Source organism: Streptomyces sp. ADMS (genome assembly GCF_033441795.1).
In the GTDB taxonomy this organism is placed as follows: domain Bacteria; phylum Actinomycetota; class Actinomycetes; order Streptomycetales; family Streptomycetaceae; genus Streptomyces.
In genome coordinates, this window is record NZ_JAVFVX010000023.1 from 45,579 (window position 1) to 66,805 (window position 21,227).

Here is a 21,227-nt window from a genome sequence, read left to right on the forward strand (position 1 = left end):
CCCGACACCTGCACGCCACCCAGACCCAACCGCCCTTCCGACGACCGCACACCACGCAGATCGTCGAGCCGAAGTTCGCCCTGTTCTGCCAGGCGGGCGAGTGCGACCGCCGTCGCGATCGTGTCGGCATCCGGTGACGCGTCCGGCCAGCCGAGCCGGCCCAGCTCCGCGACGTCCGCCGTGAGCCGCAACCCGCCGTCCGGCACGGCCAGACAGACCTGACCGTCGAGTTCGAGCAGGCCGCCGTACTCCTCCAGCGCGGCGAGCACCGACAGCACGGCCCCCGGGCTCCCCGCCAGCGGGCCCAGCGCACGCGACACCGCCGTCACCAGGTCGGGTTCGACCGGGCGGCCCAGCCGCCGCACGACGAGCGCGCCGACGTCGGCCGACGACAGCGGCCGCAGTTCGAGCACCCGGTCCGCCGCCGCGAGCAGTTGCGCTCCGGTGATGTGCCCCGGGCTCATCGGCCGGCCGGCCATCACCACCGGCACACCCACGGGGCGGAACGCGCGCAGCAGCAGCCCCAGGGCGGAGGCCGTCCGCGCCGGCATCCGCTGGGCGTTGTCGAGGACAAGGGCGAAGGCGACGTGATGGGCGGCGTCCGCCAGCACCTCCCCCAAGGTCGACAGCAGGGCCACCTCGTGGCCGGGGCCGGCGGTCCGCAGTTGCACCCGGCGTACGGCGGTGACGCGCGCCGGGAGCCGGCCGTCGTGGATCTTGGCGAGTACTCCGCAGACGGCGTCCGCGAGGGCGTCCGCACCGGCCCCGCCCCCGGTGGCCTCCCAGCCGAGCCGCAGGACCTTGGCGCCGTCCTGGACCACCGCCCGCCGCGCCTGCTCCACCACGGCGGTCTTGCCGGTTCCGGCCCCGCCGGTGACCAGCACGGTCCGCGCCTCGGCACCGGTCGTACGCAACGCCTCGGCCACGTCCCCGACTTCGGCGTCCCTGGCGACAAGAGGCGAACGGTCCTGCCGCACGGCGACTCCTCGTTGGCCCCGTTCTCCGCACGCCGAACTGGCCGCACGAGAACGCGCGGTTCGGCCCGATGTCCCGAGCAGATCACCTGTTTCCCTGCCGGGTTCGCCATGATGGCAGGTATGAGAACCGGCCGGTCCGCCCGGTCGGACCGAGGCGGATGCCGCCCGGTACATGGGTCGTCGAGAGTTACGGTGAGGACAGTGGCTGCCCAGGTAGACGCCGAGTTGGTCCTAGGCGGCACGGCCGCGCGTTTCGACCGGACGGGCGCGCGCCTGTTCGGCCGGGAGCGCGAGTCGGACGCGATCGACCGCGGCCTCCGCGATCCGGACGGGCCGCGTCTGGTGCTGGTCCGGGGCGAACGGGGCGTCGGGCGCAGCGCGTTCACGCGTGCCGCTGCCGAGCGACTGCGCGCGGAGGGGATCGCGGTCCTGCGGGTGGACTGCGTTCCCGGCGACGGCGAACGCCCTCTGCTCCTGGCGCTGCGGCTGTTCATGGCTCTGGAGGAGCACCGGTCCGCCGCGGCGAGGCGGCGGTCGGCGCGCCAGGCTGCCGTGGAGGCGCTGTCCGCCGTACAGCGGGGCGACTGGGCGGCGATGGCCGAGGGGCTCGCCGGCGCTCTGGCGCAGCCGACGCCCGCGACCGTGGTCGTCGAGGACGCCCAGCATGCCGACGCCGAATCCCTCGCTCTGCTCGGCAAGGTCGACTTCCGCCGGGTGCCGCCCGGTACCCGGCTGATGGTCACGGCGGTCCAGCACACCGGGCCGGACCGTACGGAGCCGTCTCCCGGGTCCGGCCGCGCCCTCGAACAGCTGGCTCGCAACCAGGCGGTGCACACGATCGTTCTGCCGCGCCTCGGGCCCGAGGACGTCACCGCCGCGGTGGCACAGCGGTTGCGGGCGGCGCCCGATGCCGGCCTCGCACGGCGGGCCCGCCAACTGAGCCACGGGATCCCCGGGGCGCTCGACGCCCTGCTCTTCGAGTGGGCCGGCCAGGACGCGATACGCATGGTCGACAGGCAGGCCTTCCTGGCCCTCGGGGCGCCGGCGCCGGTGCTGCCGGACGGTGACCGGTACGTCGAGGCGCTGCGGGCTCTGGGCGAGCCCTGCTGGACGGTGGCCGCGGCGCTGAGCATCCTGTGGCCGCTCGGCCGGCCGGCCCAGGAGTTGGTCGCGGCCTCGGCCGAACTGTCCGCCGAGGCCGTCCACGACGGCATCCGCACGCTGGTGGACGAGGGCGTCGTGGACGAGCTGCCAGGGCAGGGCGGTGCCGCGCGCGGCTGGACGTTCCGCGTACCGCTGTTGGCACACGCCGTGCGGGAGCGGCTGGGGCCGTTGGAGCGCGGCCGCCTGTCCGCCGCCGCTGTGGAGGCGTTGTGGGCGGGCGGGGCCCCGGAAGACCCACCTGGCCGGCAGGCCCCCCGGACTCCGCCGGTGGCGGCGATCCTCGCCGAGGCGGACGCGGAGACCTACCTACCGGACCGGATCGCCGACGCGGGCGTCCTGGTCGACCGCGAACGCGCGGTGACGGAACTGACGACTGCCGCAAGAGCGCTGTATCCCGACCACGAGCGCCGGGGGATGGTGCGGTGGCACCTGAGAGCCGTCCGCCTCATCGAGGAACCGACCGCACGCGACCTCGCGGTACTGCGGTGCGGCCAGGCCGCCTTCGGCTGCGGTGACTACCGGACGGCCCGGGCAGCGGCCGAGCGGATCGTGTGCGACCCGGCCGAGGGCCTCGACCCGCTGGCGCTCTACGAGGCCGCCACCCTGCTGGTGGCGTCGGCGGGTGTCGGGAGGGACTGGCCGGCACTGGACCGGATGGGCACCGCACCATGGTGGGACGGACTGCGACTGCCCGCCATGGCAGCCGTATCCGGCCGCGTCCAGGCCCTGTGGCAGTTGGAGAAATGGCAGGAGGCGCTGACCCTGCTGTCGCAGACCGAACCGGTGTGGCAGTCCACCCCTGACAGCCGGGCGTTGCTGGAGTTGTTCCACAACGTCGCGGAGTTCGTGGTGGGCCGGCCGGATCGGCTCACGCGCGCACTCGCCCTGCCGGAGGTGCCGGGCCTGACCCGGGACAAGGTGTTCGCACGGAGCGTCGCTCAGCTCGACCTGCTGCTCGGCACCGGCGACCTGCAAGGGGGAAAGTCCCTGCTGTCAGCCCGGGAACTGACACCTGAGCTGCTGCCCGAGTCCAGCCAGTTCCTCCTGCGTCACCTCCAGGGGCAGTGGGACGAGGCGCTCGCACTGGCCCGTCGGCTCATGGTCAACGGCGGGGTGCTCACCGCGGTCCCCACGCACCATCTGCTCCCGGCCCGGACGGCGGCCATCCTCCTCGCGCAGGGGCGCACCTCCAGCGCCGACCGTCTGGTCGCCAGTGTGCGCGGGCGGGCGAACGGACCTCTCGAACACTTCCTGGACCACGCCGACGCCGCGGTGCAGCGGACCCTCGGCGATCTCGGCCGGGCAGAGAAGACCCTGCGGCGCGGCCTGCGAGCGGCGGACGAGCGTGGATCCGTCTACGGCACCGACGAGTTGTGGGCCTCTCTCGCCGAGGTGCACGCGGAAGCGGGACACACCGTTCGGGCGGCGGCCTGTCTGGAGCGCCTTGAGCTGTTGGCCGGGCAGATGAACAGCGGACGGACACGGCTGCTGTACCTGCTGACGTCCGCCGGACTCCGGCCGGACTCCGCGGATGCCGGCAAGCACCTACCCGAAGCGGTCGATCTGGCCCGCTCACGCAGCCAGCCGTTCGAAACGGCGGTCACGCTCCTGGCCGCGGTGCGCGCGAACGCGGGCCCGGCGACGCTGCTGCGCGAGGCGTACGAGCTGTTCGGCGAGACCGGTGCCACGTTGTGGCGTTTCCACACCAGGTCCGCGATGCGCGAGGCAGGCCTTGTCGTACCCGGTCGCAAGCAGGCCACGGCGGAGAACGAGCACCTGCTGGCCATCCTCCTGGCGGAGGGCCTCACCAACCGCCGGATCGCCCACGTCCTGCGGCTCAGCGAGGACGCGGTCGCGAACCGTCTGTCCAGGCTGTTCGCACGCACCGGCATGCGCTCCCGCACAGAGGTCGTGACAGCGGTACTCACGGGCAGTCCGCTCACCACGGACAGCCGCTGACCTCCCCACACGCCGGTCTGACCGCTGGTGCCAGATTCCCCTGTCATTAACGGACGAAGGGCCTCCGGGACCGAGTCCGGGCAACCGCACATGCCACGATCAGCTCCTGAACCACATGGACCACTTCGAGTTCCCGATTGGGGAGCCCGTGCCTCAGCAGGTACTCACAGACACTGTGCGCGTGGCGATCCACGCATCCGACCCCATCATCCGCGCCGGGCTGGCCAGCTGCCTTCGGGACGACCGTCGCATTCACGAGGTCCCACCGGACAGGCTCCAGGAAGCCGCCGTCATCGTGGTCGCCGTGGACAGTGCCGACGCCTCGGCCCTGGACCTGCTGCGCAGCCTGAGCGACAAGCCCGACGCACGTTTCGCCCTGGTGGTGGGAAGGCAGTGGCAGACCGACATCGCGGCAGCGGTCGACCTCGGGGTCCGTGCCGTGCTCTGGCGGGACTCCTTCACCCCCGCGAACTTCATCGGAACCCTGCTCACCCTCGCGGAGGGCGGTGGCAGCCTCCCGCCCACCCTCCAGGGCACTCTGATGCAACAGATCCAGTGGGTCCAACGGGAGGTCCTCGCCCCCCGAAGCCTGGCGGCATCGGGGATCAGCCCGCGCGAGGTGGACGTGCTGCGCCTGGTCGCCGAGGGCAAGGAGTTCGCGGAGATCGCGACGAAGCTCTCCTACTCCGAACGCACCGTCAAATACATCCTCTACGGCGTGATGAAGCGCATGCGACTGCGCAACCGCGCCCACGCCGTCTCCTACGCCATACGCGCCGGCCTCATCTGACCCGCGGGCCCACCGCGCCCCGGAGAGGAGTCAGGAGCAGAGGCTTGCCTTGAGGGCGGCGTCGTTGGCCTGCGCCTCGGCGTCCGTGGCCTGGTGGTCGCTGAGGGAGAACCGGGCCCCGGCGCTCTGGCCGGCGTTGCCGCTCCCAGCCACCGGGTGGCCCCGATCTCGTCGTCGACCTTCGCCTACAGTGCGGTCGGCCGGGCGTCCGGGTGTCCGGGTGTCCGGGTGTCCGGGTGTCCGTCGCACAACGATCCCGGACGCGCTGCCCGCGTTCCCGGACACAACGTCAGCATGCGCGATGACTGGTCCGAGGCAGGGGCTGGGGGACGTCGTCGTACGATGCCCAGCGTGCCGTACGACGCCGATGCTCCGCTGCTCGCGGACCTCATGCCGTGGTCCGTCGCACCGCCACGGCTGGGCCGGGGGTGGCCGACGGCCCCCGATGCGGCTTCCCTGAAGGCGCGCTGGGACGCCCTGATGAAGGCCGAAGGACCGGACCGCGAGGCCCTGTTCGAGCCGACGCGTTCACGTACCCCGCACTCGGCGGTCGGGCAGTTGCCGGGTCAGGACAGCGGCACGGAGAAGCTCGTCCACACCACCGGCCCTTGCCCGGAGCCCGTACGGGTCCTGCTGGCGCCCTTCGACGAACAGTGGCTCATCCCCGACCACCGGCTGATCGACGCGGCGCGCCCGGAGTTGTGGCGGGTGGCGGACGAGCGGCAGGTGTTCGTCGTCGAGGCGGCGGCCGTGCGCCCGGACTCCGGCGAGCCGCTGCTGCTCGCTTCTTCCCTGCTGCCGCTGGTCCGCCCCGGCCGCGTCCGCCCGCTGTACCGGCGTCCCGGCGCCACCGAACCCAACCTGGCCCCGGGCCTGTTGGACCACCTAGCCGACCGTCTCGGCCACCGCCCCGACCCGCTCGACGTCCTCGCCTGGACCCTGGTCGCCGTACGCCCGGGACTCACCGTCCCCCTCACTGCCGACCCCGAACTCTGGTTCCGGGGTACCGAGTTGGGCCGGCGGGTGCTGTGGCTGATGCGACGGGACGGACAACGCCCCAAGCTGCCCGGCGGCCGACGTCCGTATGTGCGGTCACCGCTGCCCTCCCGTCCGTCCACCGTCCACTACGACCGCGACGAGGAGACCCTCCAGGTCGACGACGGCCGCATCTCCCCGGTACCGCCCGAGGCGTGGGACTTCGAGATGGGCGGGGTGCGGCTGCTTGAGCAGTGGTTCGCGGTGCGGATGGGCGGTGCGATCGAGCCGGGGGCTCTGGAGCTGATCCGGCCGGCGACATGGCCGCAGACGTGGACCTCCGAGCTGCTGGAACTGGTCGCGGTACTGACGCTGCTGACGGAACTACGCCCGCAGCAGGCCGGGTTGACGGTGACGGACCCCATCGCAGCAGCTGAGCTGCAGACGGCAGGCGTACTCCCGGTACCTGACAGCGCACGCCGACCGGCATCGGTGTTGGACCACCACGAGGAAGGCCCCGAAGGCCAGTTCCCGCTCATCTGACCGACCGACAGAGGCGCGGGGCTGTGACGTCGTGCGGCTCCGCCGCGTGGGCGCGACAGCCCACAACGAACCCTCACCCCCCGCGGCGCAAACCCATCGAGCACCCGCCAAAGCATCCGCTCGAGCACCGCCTCCAGATCAACCGGCCCCTCGTCCTCCGTGAACGGCGCCGCCATCCTCGGATACACCCCACCTGCCGCCTGCCCCCGAGACAGGCGACGAGCATCGCGTTCTCCTGCTCCTCCTGTGGTCCCCGAGCGCCGGCGCGTACCCCCAGCCCGGCTGGGGATACCACGTCCGGGGGAGTTTGAGGACAAGGCCCCCACAGGGCCGAAGCACGGGTCCGGGGGCGGCAGCCCCCAGGGATGGGACGGGTAGGGGCGGCGGGGGCGAAAACCCGACGGCCACCCATGACAAGGCGCTCCCCGCACGACATGATCACCCGCATGCAACCCCTCCCCCTCACCGGCCTCACCGTCGTCGCCCTCGAACAAGCCGTCGCCGCCCCCTTCGCGACCCGTCAGCTCGCGGACCTCGGTGCGCGGGTCATCAAGGTCGAGCGCGTCGACGGCGGTGACTTCGCGCGCGGCTACGACACCGCCGCCCACGGTCTCGCCTCGCACTTCGTGTGGTGCAACCGGGGGAAGGAGTCCCTCGCCCTCGACGTCAAGGATCCTCGTGGGCTCGCCGTCGTACGGCGGCTCGTCGCGGACGCCGACGTGTTCGTGCAGAACCTCGCCCAGGGCGCCGCCGCCCGCCTCGGCCTCGACGCGGCCACCCTCTGCGCCGCGCACCCCCGGCTGGTCGCCGTGGACATCTCGGGGTACGGGGCGTCGGGGCCGTACGCCGGCAAACGGGCGTACGACATGCTCGTGCAGTGCGAGGCGGGGCTGGTGTCGGTGACCGGGACGCCCGAGCAGCCGGTGAAGGCGGGGATTCCGGCGGCGGACATCGCGGCCGGCATGTACGCGTTCTCGGGCGTACTGGCAGCCCTCGTACGGCGGGGCGTGACCGGGCGGGGCGGGCCGGTGGAGGTGTCGATGCTGGACGCGCTCGCCGAGTGGATGGGCCACCCCCTCCACCACGCGATGCACGAGGGCGCTCCCCCTGCGCGCACCGGACTCGCACACGCCGTCATCGCCCCGTACGACGCCTACGCGACGGCGGACGGCGGGAGGGTGCTGCTGTCGGTGCAGAACGACCGCGAGTGGCGGCGACTGGCCGAACAGGTGCTGGGGCGGCCCGACTCGGGATCCGATCCGGCGTACGCGACGAATGCGGCGCGGGTCGAGAACCGGGAGCGGACCGATGCGCATGTGGCCGCGGCCCTCGGTGCGCTGGACGCCGATGAGGCCGTGGCACGGCTGGAGGCCGCCGGGATCGCGTGCGCGCGGCTGAGGGACGTACGGGAGGTGGCGGAGCATCCGCAGTTCGCGGCCCGGGACCGTTGGCGGGAAGTGGGGTCACCGGTGGGGCCGTTGCGCGCGCTGCTGCCCCCGATCATTCTGCCGGGCGGGGACGAGGCACGGATGGGTGATGTGCCCGCGCTCGGGGAGCACACCGAGGCGCTGCTGCGTGCCGTGGGGATGACGGGCGAGGAGATCGCAGCGATGCGCCGGGACGGTGTGGCCGCCTGAGCGCGGGCGTGGAGCGAAACCGAACGGTGGACGTGAACGGTGAACCGTGACCGGGAACGGCTGGGACGCCGGTAGGCTCCGTTCAGCGCCCGCCGAACAGGGTGCGGCTCAGGCGGCGCAACGGGGCGAAGAGCGAGAGCCTGCTGACACGCTTGCCGAGGTCGCTGCGCTGCTTCACGGTGTCCCGTGAGGTGAGTTCACGCATCAGCGAGGTCGCCTCCGCCGTCTCGCGCTGGGGGACGGCGGGTCCCGACAGCACCGAGAGATGGCGGTCGAGGCGCGCCTTGGTCGCACTGCTCCCGCACGTGATCGCAGGGACGCGTGCCCTGCTGTGCATCGTTATCTGTTCCATGTCACTCCCCACCCGTACGAGTCCACCCGGCCCGGGCAGGTTAACCCTATCGCCCCCTCGGGGCGATCGTGTATCGCGGTCACAGGATTCACCTTCCCCACAAGGCTGTTGACGATTACTCTCCGAATCCAACCGATTCCAGGGCGAGTTGGACAACTGGTGCGCTGGTGGGCTGCTCTGAGCCCCCATCGGGTTCAACGGTCACAGCGAGTGATGTGGCCGACTTGTCGAGACCGGTCGCGACCAAGGGCGTGTCGCCCTTGAAGAGTCCCAGGGAGCGCGGTTGCACATCAGGGCGCATGAGCCACAGTTGGTGCACGCGGTCGCTCGGCAGCTCGCCGTACCCACTGAGGGTCACCACCGCGCGCCCTTCGGAGGCGGAGGCGATCGCACTGATTCCCTGGCCCTGCGTGTCCCGGCCGGCGGTCGCCCGTGCGTCGGGAGCGGACAGAACGTCGGCAATCTCACGTGCCTGGGCCTGCGCGGCGTCCAGCTTGTCCTGGGTCTGCGTGTTCTGGACGGCGAACAGCGCGGCGACGACGAGAGCGGCTGCCGCCGTGACTGTGGCGAACGGGGCGAACATGGGGCGCATGCGGGGCGCACGGCTGCGGACCGGCGGCGGGGGCTCGGTGCCCCACACATGCGCCGGCAGCTGATGGCTCCGCTTGCGGGGTGCCTCGGCGGGGCGTGTGTGGGCGTGCGCCGGGGAGTGTCCCGGAGACTCCTGCGGAGTCGCGCGTACGGCGGACAGGACCCGGTCGCGCATGGCGAACGGGGGCGGCGCGGCCGTGGACCAGGCCAGCCGGACCGCGTCCTCGGACAGCAGGCGCACCTCGGCGGCGCAGGCGTCGCAGCGGGTCAGATGCTTCTCGAAGCGGCGCCGCTCGTCGGGCTCCAGGGCGTCGAGGGCGTAGGGGGCGGCGAGGGAGTGGAGATCCTCGCGGCGGAACAGTCTGCCGAGCACGCTCATGCGACACCTCCCAGGCATTCGCGCAGCCGGGTCAGTCCGTCGCGCATCCGTGTCTTCACCGTGCCCAGTGGGAGCGAGAGCCGCTCCGCCACTTCACGGTATGTGTACCCCTCGTAGTAGGCGAGGGTGACCGACTGGCGTTGCAGGGTGGTCAGACGGTCCAGGCAGCGGCGCACCCACTCACGTTCGAGTCCGGCCTCGACCTCCTCGGCCACATGGTCGAAGGCGGGGCGGTGGGAGCGCTGGGCCTCGCGCTGCTCGCGTTCGCCGGCCGCGCGGGCGCTGCGCACCCGGTCGACGGCCCGGCGGTGCGCGAGCGTGAGTATCCAGGAGAGGGCGCTGCCCCGTCGGGGGTCGAACCGGGGTGCGGAGCGCCAGAGTTCGAGCAGCACCTCCTGGGACACCTCCTCCGACTGCGCCGGGTCCCGCACCACGCGCCTCACCAGGCCGAACACCGGCCCGGACACGATCCCGTACAGCTCCTCGAAGGCCTTCTGGTCGCCCCCGGCCACGAGCACCAGAAGTTCGTCCGCTCCCACCCGCGTCCCCTCTCTACGGCCGCACACGGCCCCACCCCGCTCCATCACGCTTGTCGTCACCGTCACCTTAGGCATTCGTAGCGAGCGTGCCTCCGGATGGGTACGGATCAACTGCCCTCGAAACGCGGGCGGGTCGCCTCCAACGTCCTCGGGAACGTCTTCAGGAAAATTTTCAGATTCGACCAATCCGTATCCGGGAGGGCTCCGAATCCCCGTCGTCAGGCAAGTTGACACGGTGAGGACGGACGGCATGACGACAACCATCTCCAAGGGCGGCGCGCGGCGCAGGAGCATCGCGACCCTCATTTGTGGTGCGCTGGCCGCCGGTGGGCTCGCGTCCGCCGGCGTCACCGCGCTCGTACCGGGTGCGGCCTCCGCCTCCAGCCACCGGGAGGCCCCGCTCATCTCGGGGACGCCTCAGTACGACAACACGGACGTGTACGCGTTCGTGAGCCCGGACAAGCCCGACACGACGACGATCGTCGCGAACTGGATCCCGTTCGAAGAGCCGGCCGGCGGCCCGAACTTCTTCCAGTTCGCCGAGGACGCCCAGTACGACATCCACATCGACAACGACGGTGACGCACAGGGCGAACTCCTGTTCCGCTACACCTTCAAGACGCACGTCAAGAACGACAAGACGTTCCTGTACAACACGGGCGTGGTGGAGAGCCTGGACGACAAGGACCTCAACATCACGCAGACGTACGACATCGAGCTGATCAAGCTGAAGGACCAGTACGTCCAGTCCAAGACGAAGATCGCGGACGATGTGCCGGTCGCCCCGTCCAACGTGGGCAAGGCGTCGATGCCGGACTACGGCAAACTGCGCAACGAGGCCATCCACAAGCTGACGAACGGTTCGACGACGTTCGCCGGCCAGGCCGACGACCCGTTCTTCCTGGACCTGCGCGTCTTCGACCTGCTGTACGGCGGGAACCTCTCCGAGGTCGGCAACGACACGCTCAAGGGCTACAACGTCAACTCGATCGCGCTCCAGGTGCCGACCCACATGATCGTGGAGTCGGCGGAGCAGCCGATCGTCGGTATCTGGTCGACCACCCAGCGCGAGAACGCCAAGGGCAAGTACACACAGGTCTCGCGGCTCGGCATGCCGCTGGTCAACGAGGTCGTCAACCCGATCAAGGACAAGGACAAGTTCAACGCGTCCTCGCCGTGGGAGGACGCCCAGTTCCTCAAGAACGTGACCAACCCCGAACTGCCGAAGCTCATCGAGGCGATCTACAAGATCCCGGCGCCCGACGAGCCGCGCAACGACCTGGTGGACGTCTTCCTCAAGGGTGTGGAGGGCCTCAACCAGCCGCCGCACGTGACTCCGGCCGAGGAACTGCGTCTCAACACCTCGATCGCCCCGGCCAAGAGCCCCAAGCGGCTCGGTGTCCTCGACGGCGACAACTCTGGCTTCCCGAACGGCCGTCGCCTGACGGACGACGTGATCGACATCTCGCTCCAGGTCGTCGAGGGTGAACTGCTGGGCGCCAAGAACGACTTGGGTGACGCGGTCGACAAGAACGACAAGAAGTTCGAGAACTACTTCCCGTACGTGGCTCTGCCGACCGAGGGCTCGCGCGGTCCCCTCGCCAAGGGCACCACCGGCACCAACGACGTCCGCAGCCAGCTCGGCGACGCGCTGCAGCCCGCCGGCACCTCCGGCGGCACCGACACGATGCTGATCGCCGGTTCGGCGGCAGCCGGTGCGGCCGGGTTCCTGCTCATCGCCTCCGGCCTGGTGTGGTGGCGGCGGAACATGCGGAACCGGGCGTACTGACCCGCTTGCCGTTCCCACCCCCACCAACTGGCGCGGCCCGCTCGTAACCATCCCCCACGGCGCGGGCCGCGCCGTACGCCGGTCGACTCCCGGCCCCACCCGGGCGGTTGACCAGCCGATTCCCCGCCGATGACCCGCCCAGGCAACTTGAGGAGAGGGCATGCCCCCGCGTACGAACGACAACGCACCGGACCGCGAGCAGGCGCCACAGCCGCCGCTCACGCGCCCGGGCCGTGAGCTCGGCAGCCGGCCGACCGACACGGCGGGGGCGGCCGGGGACCTCGGCACCGAAGACGCCGCGCCCACCGATGGACGCGCCGACGCGGCGCTGCTGGGCCCGGACGGGCCGGACGCGACCGAATCCCCCGACCAGTCGTCCCCTGGCGCCGCTTCCCCCGGCTCCGAGGAGCGCGTCGACGCTGTCCGGCGGCTCGGGGAGTCGTCGCGGCGGTGGCGGGCGCTGCAACTCGGGGCCTGTGCCGCCGCGTTGGCGGTGGCGTTCACCGCCGGGGCCGTGGTGCTGGGGGCCGTCCGGGACGGCAGCGGGACCGCCATCGTCTCGTCCGTGCCGGCCGCCATGTCTCCCGCACTGCTCGCCAGTGGCGACCTCGACGCGAGCATCGCCTCGCTTCAGGCCCATCTCCGGGCACAGCCAAAGGACTTCGGCAGCTGGGCCACGCTCGGGCTGGCCTATGTCGAGCAGGCCCGTACCAAGGGTGACCCCTCCCGGTATCCGCAGGCCCAGCAGGCCCTGGCGCGCTCCCTTGAACTGCGGCCCGACAACGACCCCGCCCTCGCCGGGCGCGCCGCCCTCGCCGCCGCCCGCCATGACTTTCCCGGCGCCCTCACGTACGCGGACCAGGCCCTCGCACAGAACCCCTACAGCGAGCGCGCCCTGTCCACCCGTATCGATGTCCTTGTCGAACTAGGGCGCTACGAAGAGGCGTTGAAGGCCACTGACGAGGCCGACGCCAAGCGGCCCGGGGTGCCGGTCTTCACCCGGTACGCGTATGTGCGTGAGCTGCGCGGTGATGTCACCACCGCCCGGCGCGTGCTGGAGCAGGCGCTCGGTTCCGCCGCCTCGCGCGGGGACATCGCGTACGTGGCCACCGCGCTCGGGCAACTCGCCTGGAACCAGGGCGAGTACGAGTCCGCCCTGGAGTACTACGCGCGTGCCCTCGCCGCCGACGACGCCTACCTTCCGGCGCTCGAAGGCCGCGCCCGCGCCCAGTTCGCGAACGGCGACCGGGCCGGCGCCATCAGGGGCATGGAGGACGTCGTCTCCCGCTATCCGCTGCCCGGTCCGCTCGTCGAGCTCGGCGAGCTGTACGAAGTCCGGGGCGGCGAAGGTGACTTGGCCAAGGCCCGCGACCAGTACGCGCTCGTCAACGCCTGGACGGCCATCGCCCGCGCCAACGGCGTCAACGCCGACCTGGACACGGCGCTCGCCGCGGCCGACCACGGCGACAAGCAGTCGGCGCTGCGCGCGGCCCGCGCCGAGTGGGACCGCCGCGAGACCGTGCACACGGCCGACGCCCTCGCCTGGGCACTGCACGTCAACGGCCAGGACGAGGAAGCGCTCCCGTACGCCCGCCGCGCCACCGCGACCGGCTACCGCAACGCCTCCTTTCTTTACCACCGCGGCATGATCGAGCAGGCCACGGGCCACGCGAGGGAAGCCCGCGTCTCGCTCACCGCCGCCCTCGAACTCAACCCCGGTTTCTCCCCGTTGGGCGCCCAGAAGGCCCGTACGGCTCTCAAGTCCCTGGAGGCGGCGAAGTGAAGTCCCGTCGTTCTGGCGTCACCGGAGCCGCCGTGCTCACGGCCGCATGCGCGCTCGTGCTGGTTCCCGCCGGAGCCGCGAGCGCGCATCCTCTCGGCAACTTCACCGTCAACCGGTACGACGGTCTCGTCGTCGCCCCGGGACAGCTCCGGGTGGCCCATGTCGAGGACCTCGCCGAGATCCCGGCGACCCAGGCCAAGTCCGGCATCGAGAAGCTGGGTCTGGCCGAGTGGGCCGGGCAGCGGTGCGCGAGTGCCGCGCAGGCCGGCGAGGTCACCGTCGCCGGGCGCGCGGTCACCCTCTCCGTAGACAGCGCCAGGGCGAGTGTGCGGCCCGGCCAAGCAGGCCTCGACACCCTGCGCGTGGAGTGCGACCTCAGGGCCGCCCTCCCCGAGGTCGCCGAAGGTGACACCGTCTCCCTCGGCTTCCACAGCGCGGGCACCGAGTCGGGACCCGGCTGGCGGGAGATCACCGCACGCGGCGACCGGATGACGCTCGCCGCGTCCGACGTACCGGAGAAGTCCATCTCCGGTGAACTGACCACGTATCCGCAGGAGTTGCTCTCGTCACCGGCCGACACCGCGACGGCCGCCCTTCAGGTGGGCCCGGGCGGTGCGGCCCTCGCCGACAGCGGCGAGAAGGACGCACCGGCCTCCTCCGTGCTGCCGCGCGGCGCCGACCGCTGGACGCGCGCCCTGGACTCCCTGGTGGCCCGGCACGACCTCACGATCGGCTTCGCCGCGCTGGCCCTGGTCATCGCGATCGGCCTCGGCGCGATGCACGCGCTCGCCCCGGGCCACGGCAAGACCCTGATGGCGGCCACGGCAGCCGCCCGGGGCGGCAGGGCCCGCCTGCGCGACGTCATGCCGCTGGCCGCCTCGGTGACGGTCACCCACACGCTGGGGGTGGTAGCCCTGGGCCTGCTGGTGACGGCCGGCTCGGCGGCGGCGCCCTCGGTGATCGCGTGGCTGGGCGTGGCGAGCGGCCTGCTGGTGACGGGGGCGGGCCTGACCCTCGTACGCCGGGCCTGGCGCCACCGTGTACACGAGCGCACGCACGCCCATCCGCACCCGCACGACCACGACCACGACCACGAGCACCCCCACAGCCACACCCACGCCACCGCCAGGACACCGGAACGCGAACTGGTCCTCTCCCACGCGTCGCACGCACACACGGACACGGCCACCGCTCCCGCACTCGCACTCGCCACAGCTCCCGCACACGTGCACGACCACGACCACGACCACCAGCACGACCACCAGCACGATCACGATCACGACCATGATCACGATCACCCCCACAAGAACCACGCCCACAAGCACGACCCCACCACCCTCGAACACACCCACGGCGGGTTCACCCACACGCACGCCGTCGCCCCCACCGTGCGCGGCACGATCCTGCTCGGGTTCGCTGGTGGGCTGGTGCCGAGCCCGTCCGCCGTGGTCGTGCTCGTCGGAGCCGCCGCGCTGGGGAAGGCGTGGTTCGGGTTCCTGCTCGTGCTGGCGTACGGGGTCGGGCTCGCGCTCACCCTCACCGGCGCCGGATTCCTCGTCGTGAAGCTGGGGAGCGGGGCGAACCGGCTGCTGGACCGGCGTCCGGCGCTGGCCGGCGGTCCGGTGGTCGCGCTGCTGCGGCGTACCGCGCCGCTGGCATCCGCGTTCCTCGTTGTCGCGCTGGGAGCCGGATTGGTGCTCAAGGGGGCGGCATCCGCCTTCAGCTGAGCTACTTTTGGGAAGAAATCAGACGGAGTGCAGAAAATCGGCGTGCGACAAGACGGAATCAGTGAACGCGTGGCTGCGATGGGGGGACGTCCGTGTCCGAAGAACCGGGCAGTGAACGTGTGATCGCGGGACGCTACCGGTTGCTCTCACCGCTCGGCGAGGGCGGTATGGGCACGGTGTGGCGGGCCCGCGACGAGGTGCTGCAGCGCGAGGTCGCCGTCAAGGAAGTGCGCGCACCCGCCGGACTGCCGACCTCCGAGGTCGAACGGATGTATGCCCGACTGGAGCGCGAGGCCTGGGCCGCCGCCCGCGTATCGAACCGGAACGTCGTGACGGTGTACGACGTGGCGAACGAGGGGGGCCGGCCCTGGATCGTCATGGAGCTGGTCCGGGGGATCTCGCTCGCCGATCAGCTGGACGCCGAGGGACCGCTGCCCCCGCAGCGGGCCGCGCACATCGGCGCCGAGGTGCTCGCCGCGCTGCGTGCCGCGCACGAGGTGGGCGTGCTGCACCGGGACGTGAAACCGGGCAACGTACTGCTGTCCAACGACGGCCGGGTCGTGCTCACCGACTTCGGGATCGCGACGGTCGAGGGCAGTTCGGCCCTCACCATGACCGGCGAGGTCATCGGTTCGCCCGAATTTCTCGCGCCCGAGCGGGCGTTGGGGCGCACCCCCGGCCCCGCGTCCGACCTTTGGTCACTGGGCGTACTGCTGTACGCGGCGGTCGAGGGCAACTCCCCCTTCCGGCAGAACACCCCGCTCAGCACCCTGCGCGCCATCGTGGACGAGGAATTGCCGCCGCCGCTGCGGGCCGGGCCGCTGACTCCCGTCATCGAGGGGCTGCTGCGCAAGGACCCGGCCGAACGGCTCGCCGCCGACCGGGCCGAGCACGATCTGCGGATCATCGGCGCGGGGGGCACCCTGCGCGCGGACACCGCCCAGGCAGCCCCGTACACGCCGCCGATCGCGGCGGTCTTCCCGCAGCAGCCGGCGACGCCTCCGCAGCCGACTCCCGTTCCCACGGCGGCGACCCGGCCCGTTCCTCCTCCCCCGGACGCCGGCCCGGCCGAGCCGGACCGCAACCGCCGCGCGGCCGTCGTCCTGATCGCGGGTCTCGCCGCCGTCGCGCTGGCGGTGGCCGGACTGACGTACGCGCTGCTGAACAGAGACGACGGCCCCGGGGACGGCAGGGGCGCCGACGTCGGCGGCAGCGCGCAGCAGAGCAACGGCGGTACAGGTGGGGAGAGTTCGCCGAAGAACAGCCCCAGTGACTCCGGCGGCGAGGAGACGAGCGACCCTCCGAGCGGTGGTGATGGCGGCAGGACCTCGCAGCCGGCGCAGACCGTGAAGGTCGATGTCGCCGGCTCGGGCACCGACTACGCGGGACCCTGTCCGCCCCCCGACTCCGAGGCGCCCGGATTCACGGCGACCTTCACGGTGGGCAACGTGCCCACGAAGATCTCCTACCGGTGGGTGACGGAGACGGGCGAGGCTCCGGAGCAGGGCTGGCGGACGCTGTCGTTCCCGGCGGGCGGCGGCAAGACCAAGCAGAACAAGGTCTTCGTGACGACGTACGACGAGAGCGGGACGATCAGGAACGCGATCGGGGTGGAGGTCCGCGACCCGGTGAGCGTGAAGTCCAACTCCGTGCCGTTCTCAGTGACTTGTGAGACGGAGACCCCGACCCCGACGGACGGGGTCTCCTCTCCCACCGAGACGCCCTGACGGGACGTCGGTCGGACTGTCGGACTGTCGGTCGGTCAGGCGGCGCTGCTGAACGCCGGCAGATAGCCGCCCGACTGACCGGCGGCCGTCGGGTGGTAGGACTCGCCGATGTTGAGCCAGTTGAGGCTGTGCAGCCACGAGCTGCCCGAGCAGATCTCATGACCGGTGAAGGGCGTCTTGACGTCACCGAAGGTGAAGCCGTGGTCGGCCGCCCGTTTGGCGAGCGCGCTGTTCAGGTAGTCGGACGCGCTGTTGATCGCGGAGCGCTTGGCCTCGGAGAGACCGAGGCAGGTCTGGCCGAGCTTGTAGAAGCGGGGGTAGCCCAGGACGACCACATGGGCGGCGGGGGCCCGGGAGCTGATGGCGTCGTACACGGTGTCGAGCCGGCCGGGGAGGGTCGAGTCGACGTACGCCCTGGCGGTGTTGATGCGGGCGATGCAGGAACTGTCGGACTGGAGCACACAGGTCGTCATGACGTCGGCGAAGCCCGCGTCGTTGCCGCCGACGCTGATCGAGACGAGGCCCGTGGAGGAGCTGAGCGGGGTCAGCTGATTCGCCAGAACATCACCCGTTCGGGCGCCCGAGCAGGCCGTGAAACTGAAGCTGGAGGGTGAGTGGGCGGCGGCCCAGAGGTACGGGTACGCCTTCGTGCTGCGCTTGCAGTCGCCGCTGGAGCCGATGTAGCTACCGGCTCCGACCCCCGAGGAGTAGGAGTCACCGAGGGCCACATAGCCGGTGGCGGCGGCGAGTTGGGACGCCTGCGCCGACGTTGCCCCGGTGAGGGCGGCGCCGACGGCGAGGAGGAGCGAGGTCACGTATGCCGTAATTCGGGAACGTCTCATGGAACCTCCCTTAGCAGGATCTCTGCCACAACGTTCGTACCAACTACGCGTGTTGAACGGAAGTGTCCATGCCAAGACTTTCCCGCTCCTACCGGAACGGATCACCCCCGCTCACGTTACGTTGAATTGCGTGTTCATGACACGCATGTGACAACCCGCCCAACCTCTTGAGCAACTCCCGTGCATGACCGAGTCTTTACTTCGGCCCGGACGGAACGCGACGCTCCGGGCTGTGCCCGCACGCGCGGGCACCCCCCACAGACGCGCCCCCACCCTGGCGTGTGCTGCCTAAGAGGAGGACTCCCTCGTAATGGCACAGCTGCGTAGCAAGAAGCTCAGGACCGCCGCGACCACCGTCGTGGCAGCCGCCGCTCTCGTCGGCGGATTCACCGCGTTCCCCGCCCAGGCCGCCCCGGCACCCGCCGAGGGCACCGTGCTGGCCGCCGGCTCCCCCACGGCCGTCAAGGACAGCTACATCGTCACGCTCAAGAAGACGGCGGGCCTCAAGGCCGCGTCGAGCGCCGGCAAGAGCCTGATCAGCGAGTACGGCGGGACAGTGAGGAAGACGTTCAGCACGGCGCTCAACGGCTACTCGGCGACCCTCTCCGCCGCCGAGGCCCGCAGACTCGCGGCCGACCCCTCGGTGGCCTCCGTCGAGCAGAACCAGACGGTGCACCTCGACGCCACGCAGACCAGCGCCCCGTGGGGCCTGGACCGCATCGACCAGGCAGCCCTTCCGCTGTCCGGTACCTACACCTACCCCGACACGGCGGGCGCCGGCGTGACGGCCTACGTCATCGACACCGGCGTACGCATCACGCACTCGCAGATCAGCGGCCGGGCCACCAACGGCTACGACGCCGTGGACGGTGACACCGTCGCCCAGGACGGCAACGGCCACGGCACGCACGTGGCCACCACCATCGCGGGCTCGACCTACGGTGTCGCCAAAGCGGCGAAGATCGTGGCGGTCCGCGTGCTCAACAACGCCGGTTCGGGCACCACGGCCGGCGTCGTCGCGGGCATCGACTGGGTGACCGCGAACCACAGCGGCCCCTCCGTCGCCAACATGTCGCTCGGCGGCGGCGCGTCCACCGCGCTCGACACGGCCGTGGCCAACTCCATAGCCAGCGGGGTGACCTACGCGGTCGCGGCGGGCAACAGCAACGCCAACGCCTCCTCGTACTCCCCGGCCCGCGTCGCCTCGGCGATCACGGTCGGCGCCACCACCAGCACGGACGCCCGGGCGAGCTACTCCAACTACGGCGCGGTCCTGGACATCTTCGCCCCGGGTTCGTCGATCACGGCCGGCTGGTACACCAGCGACACCGCGACCAACACCATCTCGGGCACCTCGATGGCCACTCCGCACGTCGCGGGCGCGGCTGCCGTCTACCTCGCGAGCCACACCTCGGCCACCCCGGCCCAGGTCGCCACGGCCCTCACGGGCGGCTCCACCACCGGTGTGGTCACCAGCCCGGGCAGCGGTTCCCCGAACCGTCTCCTGAAGCTCGTCCCGTAACACCCCTCCCGCATCAGCAACTCGCTTGACCCGAACGGCAGTTCCCCGGAGGCAGCCGGCGCCTCCGGGGAACTCGTCCGTTTTCGGGTTCGTTCCCCTCCGGGGGAACGTCGTGCACGCGTCCGGGGAACGGGCGCGGAAGGTGCGCATCTTGACTCGCCCGTCCCGCTGCGCGACATTGAAGCCCGGCATCCGGCGCGTCGGGGGGCAAAGTCGCCAATGCAGACCATACGTATCAAGCCACCTCCATCCGGGAGCGGGCCGGGGAACGCCGACCCGGCGGAACAAGGGCCGGGAAAGGACCTGTTCCCGCTGCTCACAGGCGTGGCCGTGGCCGTCGCGGCCATCGGCGCGGTCCTCGCACTGACCGACACCGCCTCACCGCTGCGCGGCCCGTTCACGCTGTTCTTCCTCCTCGGCGCACCGGCGGTCGCCGTGGGAGCCGCGCTGCGCGGGCTGGAGCCGCTCGGCCGGACCGTGACGTCCGTGGCGGCGGCGTTGGCACTCGACCTCCTGGTCGCCCAGGGCATGCTGGCGACCCACCAGTGGTCGGTCCGCGGTGGAGTCGCGGCCGTGACCCTGATCAGCTCGCTCATTCTCCTGCTGGTTCTGGTACGGCGGCAGCGCGGCCGTACGGCGAGAAGACGGAACTCCTGACGTGGCTGGTGACGTGGCTCGTAATTTGACATCCGACGTGACCCTCACCGTGTACCGGCCCGGCGAACTGACCGCCGCGGACCGGGCCGCCTGGACGGCGATGCAGGCCAAGGCCCATCTGCACGGCTCGCCCGAACTGGCGAACCCCTTCCTGTCCCCGGAGTTCACACTCGCGGTCGGCCGCTGCAGACGCGGCATACGCATCGCGGTGCTCCGCCAGGGCGGGGAGCCGGCCGCCTTCTTCCCGTTCCAGAGATCCGTCGCCGGCGTCGGCCGGGCGATCGGGCTCGGCGTCTCCGACTGCCAGGGGCTGGTGCACCGCCCCGGATTCGACTGGGACGCACGGGACCTGCTGCGGGCCTGCGGGCTCGCCGTGTGGGAGTTCGACCATTTGGTGCAGGGCCAGGCGCCGTTCGAGGCCGAGGCCACCGGCACCTTCCCGTCCCCGGTGATGGACGTCGACCAGGGGTACGAGGCATATCTGGCCGGACTCCGGGCGCGCTCGCCCAAGTTCACGCGCACGACGCTCGCCAAGGAGCGCAGGCTCGGCCGGGACGCCGGCGAGGTCCGCTATGTACACGACGAGCGTGATCCCGAGGCACTGGACAGGCTGATGGCCTGGAAGTCCGCCCAGTACCGCAGGACCGGCCGCAGCGACCGGTTCGCGCACCCCTGGATCACCCGGCTGGTACAGCAGCTCTTCCACACCCGCTCCGACCCGTTCTCGGGCGTCCTGTCGGTGCTCTACGCCGACGAGAAGCCGATCGCCGCCCACTTCGGACTGCGCACGGAACGCGTGCTGGCCTGCTGGTTCCCGGCGTACGACCCGGCGTTCTCGAAGTACTCGCCGGGACTGGTCCTGCATCTGCGGATGGCCGAGGCGGCCGCCGCCGAGGGGATCGCGTACCTGGATCTGGGCCGGGGGCAGAAGGAGTACAAGGACTCCCTGAAGACACGTGAACTCATGGTGTCCGAGGGGTGGGTGACACGCCGTCACCCGGTGGCGGCCGGACACCGGGCGCGGCGCGCCCCCGTCCGGGCGCTGCGCAATGTGGTGCTGGCGCGGCCGGAGCTCTTCGAGCCGGCGGACAAGGCGCTGAAGCGGGTGGGCCGACTCCGTTCCAGAAATCGATCAAAGTAGTTGCGTAACGGTCAAACCAACAAAAACGTGAGACCTCGTTCCAGGTCTTGCCATAAGGGCGCAATAGTCAATACCGTCATACATCTCACCCGCATCGGTACGTCGTCCTGCGACTCAGGGGAGGGCTCAGGGT

17 protein-coding genes are annotated in these 21,227 nt (G+C 71.3%); 11 read left to right on the plus strand and 6 right to left on the minus strand.

Annotated elements, in window-relative coordinates; translation table 11 throughout:
- On the minus strand, positions 1 to 977 hold a 977-nt coding region (locus RB628_RS13030; RefSeq protein WP_318320539.1), incomplete at its 3' end, for an ATP-binding protein.
- 201 nt (positions 978 to 1,178) lie between these two features.
- Between RB628_RS13030 and RB628_RS13035 the strand changes: the two genes are divergently transcribed.
- Positions 1,179 to 4,100, plus strand: coding sequence for an AAA family ATPase (locus tag RB628_RS13035; protein ID WP_318320540.1), 2,922 nt, complete (start codon positions 1,179 to 1,181; stop codon positions 4,098 to 4,100).
- 181 nt (positions 4,101 to 4,281) lie between these two features.
- Positions 4,282 to 4,890: a response regulator transcription factor gene (locus RB628_RS13040; RefSeq protein ID WP_318320541.1), complete on the plus strand. Its 609-nt coding sequence runs from the start codon at positions 4,282 to 4,284 to the stop codon at positions 4,888 to 4,890.
- Positions 4,891 to 4,920: 30 nt separating this feature from the next.
- On the opposite strand, the gene RB628_RS13045 is transcribed toward RB628_RS13040, so the two are convergent.
- Positions 4,921 to 5,043, minus strand: a complete 123-nt coding sequence (locus RB628_RS13045; protein WP_318320542.1) for a hypothetical protein — start codon at positions 5,041 to 5,043, stop codon at positions 4,921 to 4,923.
- A gap of 189 nt (positions 5,044 to 5,232) precedes the next feature.
- Between RB628_RS13045 and RB628_RS13050 the strand changes: the two genes are divergently transcribed.
- Together RB628_RS13050 and RB628_RS13060 are read left to right on the plus strand one after the other, a co-directional pair.
- Complete coding sequence (locus tag RB628_RS13050) at positions 5,233 to 6,408, plus strand: type ISP restriction/modification enzyme (protein WP_318320543.1); 1,176 nt, start codon at positions 5,233 to 5,235, stop codon at positions 6,406 to 6,408.
- 446 nt (positions 6,409 to 6,854) lie between these two features.
- Positions 6,855 to 8,045, plus strand: a complete 1,191-nt coding sequence (locus RB628_RS13060) for a CaiB/BaiF CoA transferase family protein (RefSeq protein WP_412180648.1) — start codon at positions 6,855 to 6,857, stop codon at positions 8,043 to 8,045.
- An 82-nt stretch (positions 8,046 to 8,127) separates the two neighbouring features.
- Here RB628_RS13060 and RB628_RS13065 read toward each other — a convergent pair whose 3' ends face one another.
- The 3 genes from RB628_RS13065 to RB628_RS13075 all read right to left on the minus strand — a co-directional run bounded on the left by RB628_RS13065 (position 8,128) and on the right by RB628_RS13075 (position 9,906).
- Complete coding sequence (locus RB628_RS13065) at positions 8,128 to 8,397, minus strand: hypothetical protein (protein WP_318320545.1); 270 nt, start codon at positions 8,395 to 8,397, stop codon at positions 8,128 to 8,130.
- Between the two features lie 115 nt (positions 8,398 to 8,512).
- Positions 8,513 to 9,367, minus strand: coding sequence for an anti-sigma factor domain-containing protein (locus tag RB628_RS13070; protein WP_318320546.1), 855 nt, complete (start codon positions 9,365 to 9,367; stop codon positions 8,513 to 8,515).
- The gene (locus RB628_RS13075; protein WP_318320572.1) at positions 9,364 to 9,906 is read right to left on the minus strand and encodes a sigma-70 family RNA polymerase sigma factor; all 543 of its coding nucleotides are present in this window, start codon (positions 9,904 to 9,906) and stop codon (positions 9,364 to 9,366) included. Before RB628_RS13075 ends, RB628_RS13070 begins: the two co-directional genes overlap by 4 nt.
- Before the next feature lie 250 nt (positions 9,907 to 10,156).
- Between RB628_RS13075 and RB628_RS13080 the strand changes: the two genes are divergently transcribed.
- The 4 genes from RB628_RS13080 to RB628_RS13095 all read left to right on the plus strand — a co-directional run bounded on the left by RB628_RS13080 (position 10,157) and on the right by RB628_RS13095 (position 16,932).
- The gene (locus tag RB628_RS13080; protein WP_318320547.1) at positions 10,157 to 11,695 is read left to right on the plus strand and encodes a DUF4331 domain-containing protein; all 1,539 of its coding nucleotides are present in this window, start codon (positions 10,157 to 10,159) and stop codon (positions 11,693 to 11,695) included.
- A 160-nt stretch (positions 11,696 to 11,855) separates the two neighbouring features.
- A complete protein-coding gene (locus tag RB628_RS13085) occupies positions 11,856 to 13,478 on the plus strand; it encodes a tetratricopeptide repeat protein (protein ID WP_318320548.1) in 1,623 nt (540 codons plus the stop codon).
- Complete coding sequence (locus RB628_RS13090; RefSeq protein ID WP_318320549.1) at positions 13,475 to 15,205, plus strand: sulfite exporter TauE/SafE family protein; 1,731 nt, start codon at positions 13,475 to 13,477, stop codon at positions 15,203 to 15,205. The genes RB628_RS13085 and RB628_RS13090 overlap by 4 nt, the downstream gene beginning before the upstream one ends.
- Positions 15,206 to 15,297: 92 nt before the next feature.
- On the plus strand, positions 15,298 to 16,932 hold the full coding sequence (locus RB628_RS13095; protein WP_318320550.1) for a serine/threonine-protein kinase: 1,635 nt from the start codon (positions 15,298 to 15,300) through the stop codon (positions 16,930 to 16,932).
- A 35-nt stretch (positions 16,933 to 16,967) separates the two neighbouring features.
- On the opposite strand, the gene RB628_RS13100 is transcribed toward RB628_RS13095, so the two are convergent.
- Entirely contained in the window at positions 16,968 to 17,774 is an 807-nt protein-coding gene (locus RB628_RS13100; protein ID WP_318320551.1) for an SGNH/GDSL hydrolase family protein, read from the minus strand.
- Between the two features lie 310 nt (positions 17,775 to 18,084).
- Between RB628_RS13100 and RB628_RS13105 the strand changes: the two genes are divergently transcribed.
- From RB628_RS13105 to RB628_RS13115, 3 genes are all read left to right on the plus strand, one after another.
- Entirely contained in the window at positions 18,085 to 19,296 is a 1,212-nt protein-coding gene (locus RB628_RS13105; protein WP_318320552.1) for a S8 family peptidase, read from the plus strand.
- Between the two features lie 219 nt (positions 19,297 to 19,515).
- Positions 19,516 to 19,953 carry a hypothetical protein gene (locus tag RB628_RS13110; RefSeq protein ID WP_318320553.1) on the plus strand — a complete coding sequence of 146 codons (438 nt, stop codon included), beginning with the start codon at positions 19,516 to 19,518 and terminating at the stop codon, positions 19,951 to 19,953.
- 37 nt (positions 19,954 to 19,990) lie between these two features.
- Positions 19,991 to 21,094, plus strand: coding sequence for a GNAT family N-acetyltransferase (locus tag RB628_RS13115; protein ID WP_318320554.1), 1,104 nt, complete (start codon positions 19,991 to 19,993; stop codon positions 21,092 to 21,094).
- Positions 21,095 to 21,227 lie beyond the last annotated feature (133 nt).

Coding starts and splice junctions, on each gene's coding strand:
- RB628_RS13085 (WP_318320548.1), top strand. CDS start 11,856: ATGCCCCCGCGTACGAACGACAACGCACCGGACCGCGAGCAGGCGCCA.
- RB628_RS13110 (WP_318320553.1), top strand. CDS start 19,516: ATGCAGACCATACGTATCAAGCCACCTCCATCCGGGAGCGGGCCGGGG.
- RB628_RS13060 (WP_412180648.1), top strand. CDS start 6,855: ATGCAACCCCTCCCCCTCACCGGCCTCACCGTCGTCGCCCTCGAACAA.
- RB628_RS13070 (WP_318320546.1), bottom strand. CDS start 9,367: ATGAGCGTGCTCGGCAGACTGTTCCGCCGCGAGGATCTCCACTCCCTC.
- RB628_RS13100 (WP_318320551.1), bottom strand. CDS start 17,774: ATGAGACGTTCCCGAATTACGGCATACGTGACCTCGCTCCTCCTCGCC.
- RB628_RS13050 (WP_318320543.1), top strand. CDS start 5,233: ATGCCCAGCGTGCCGTACGACGCCGATGCTCCGCTGCTCGCGGACCTC.
- RB628_RS13105 (WP_318320552.1), top strand. CDS start 18,085: ATGGCACAGCTGCGTAGCAAGAAGCTCAGGACCGCCGCGACCACCGTC.
- RB628_RS13065 (WP_318320545.1), bottom strand. CDS start 8,397: ATGGAACAGATAACGATGCACAGCAGGGCACGCGTCCCTGCGATCACG.
- RB628_RS13080 (WP_318320547.1), top strand. CDS start 10,157: ATGACGACAACCATCTCCAAGGGCGGCGCGCGGCGCAGGAGCATCGCG.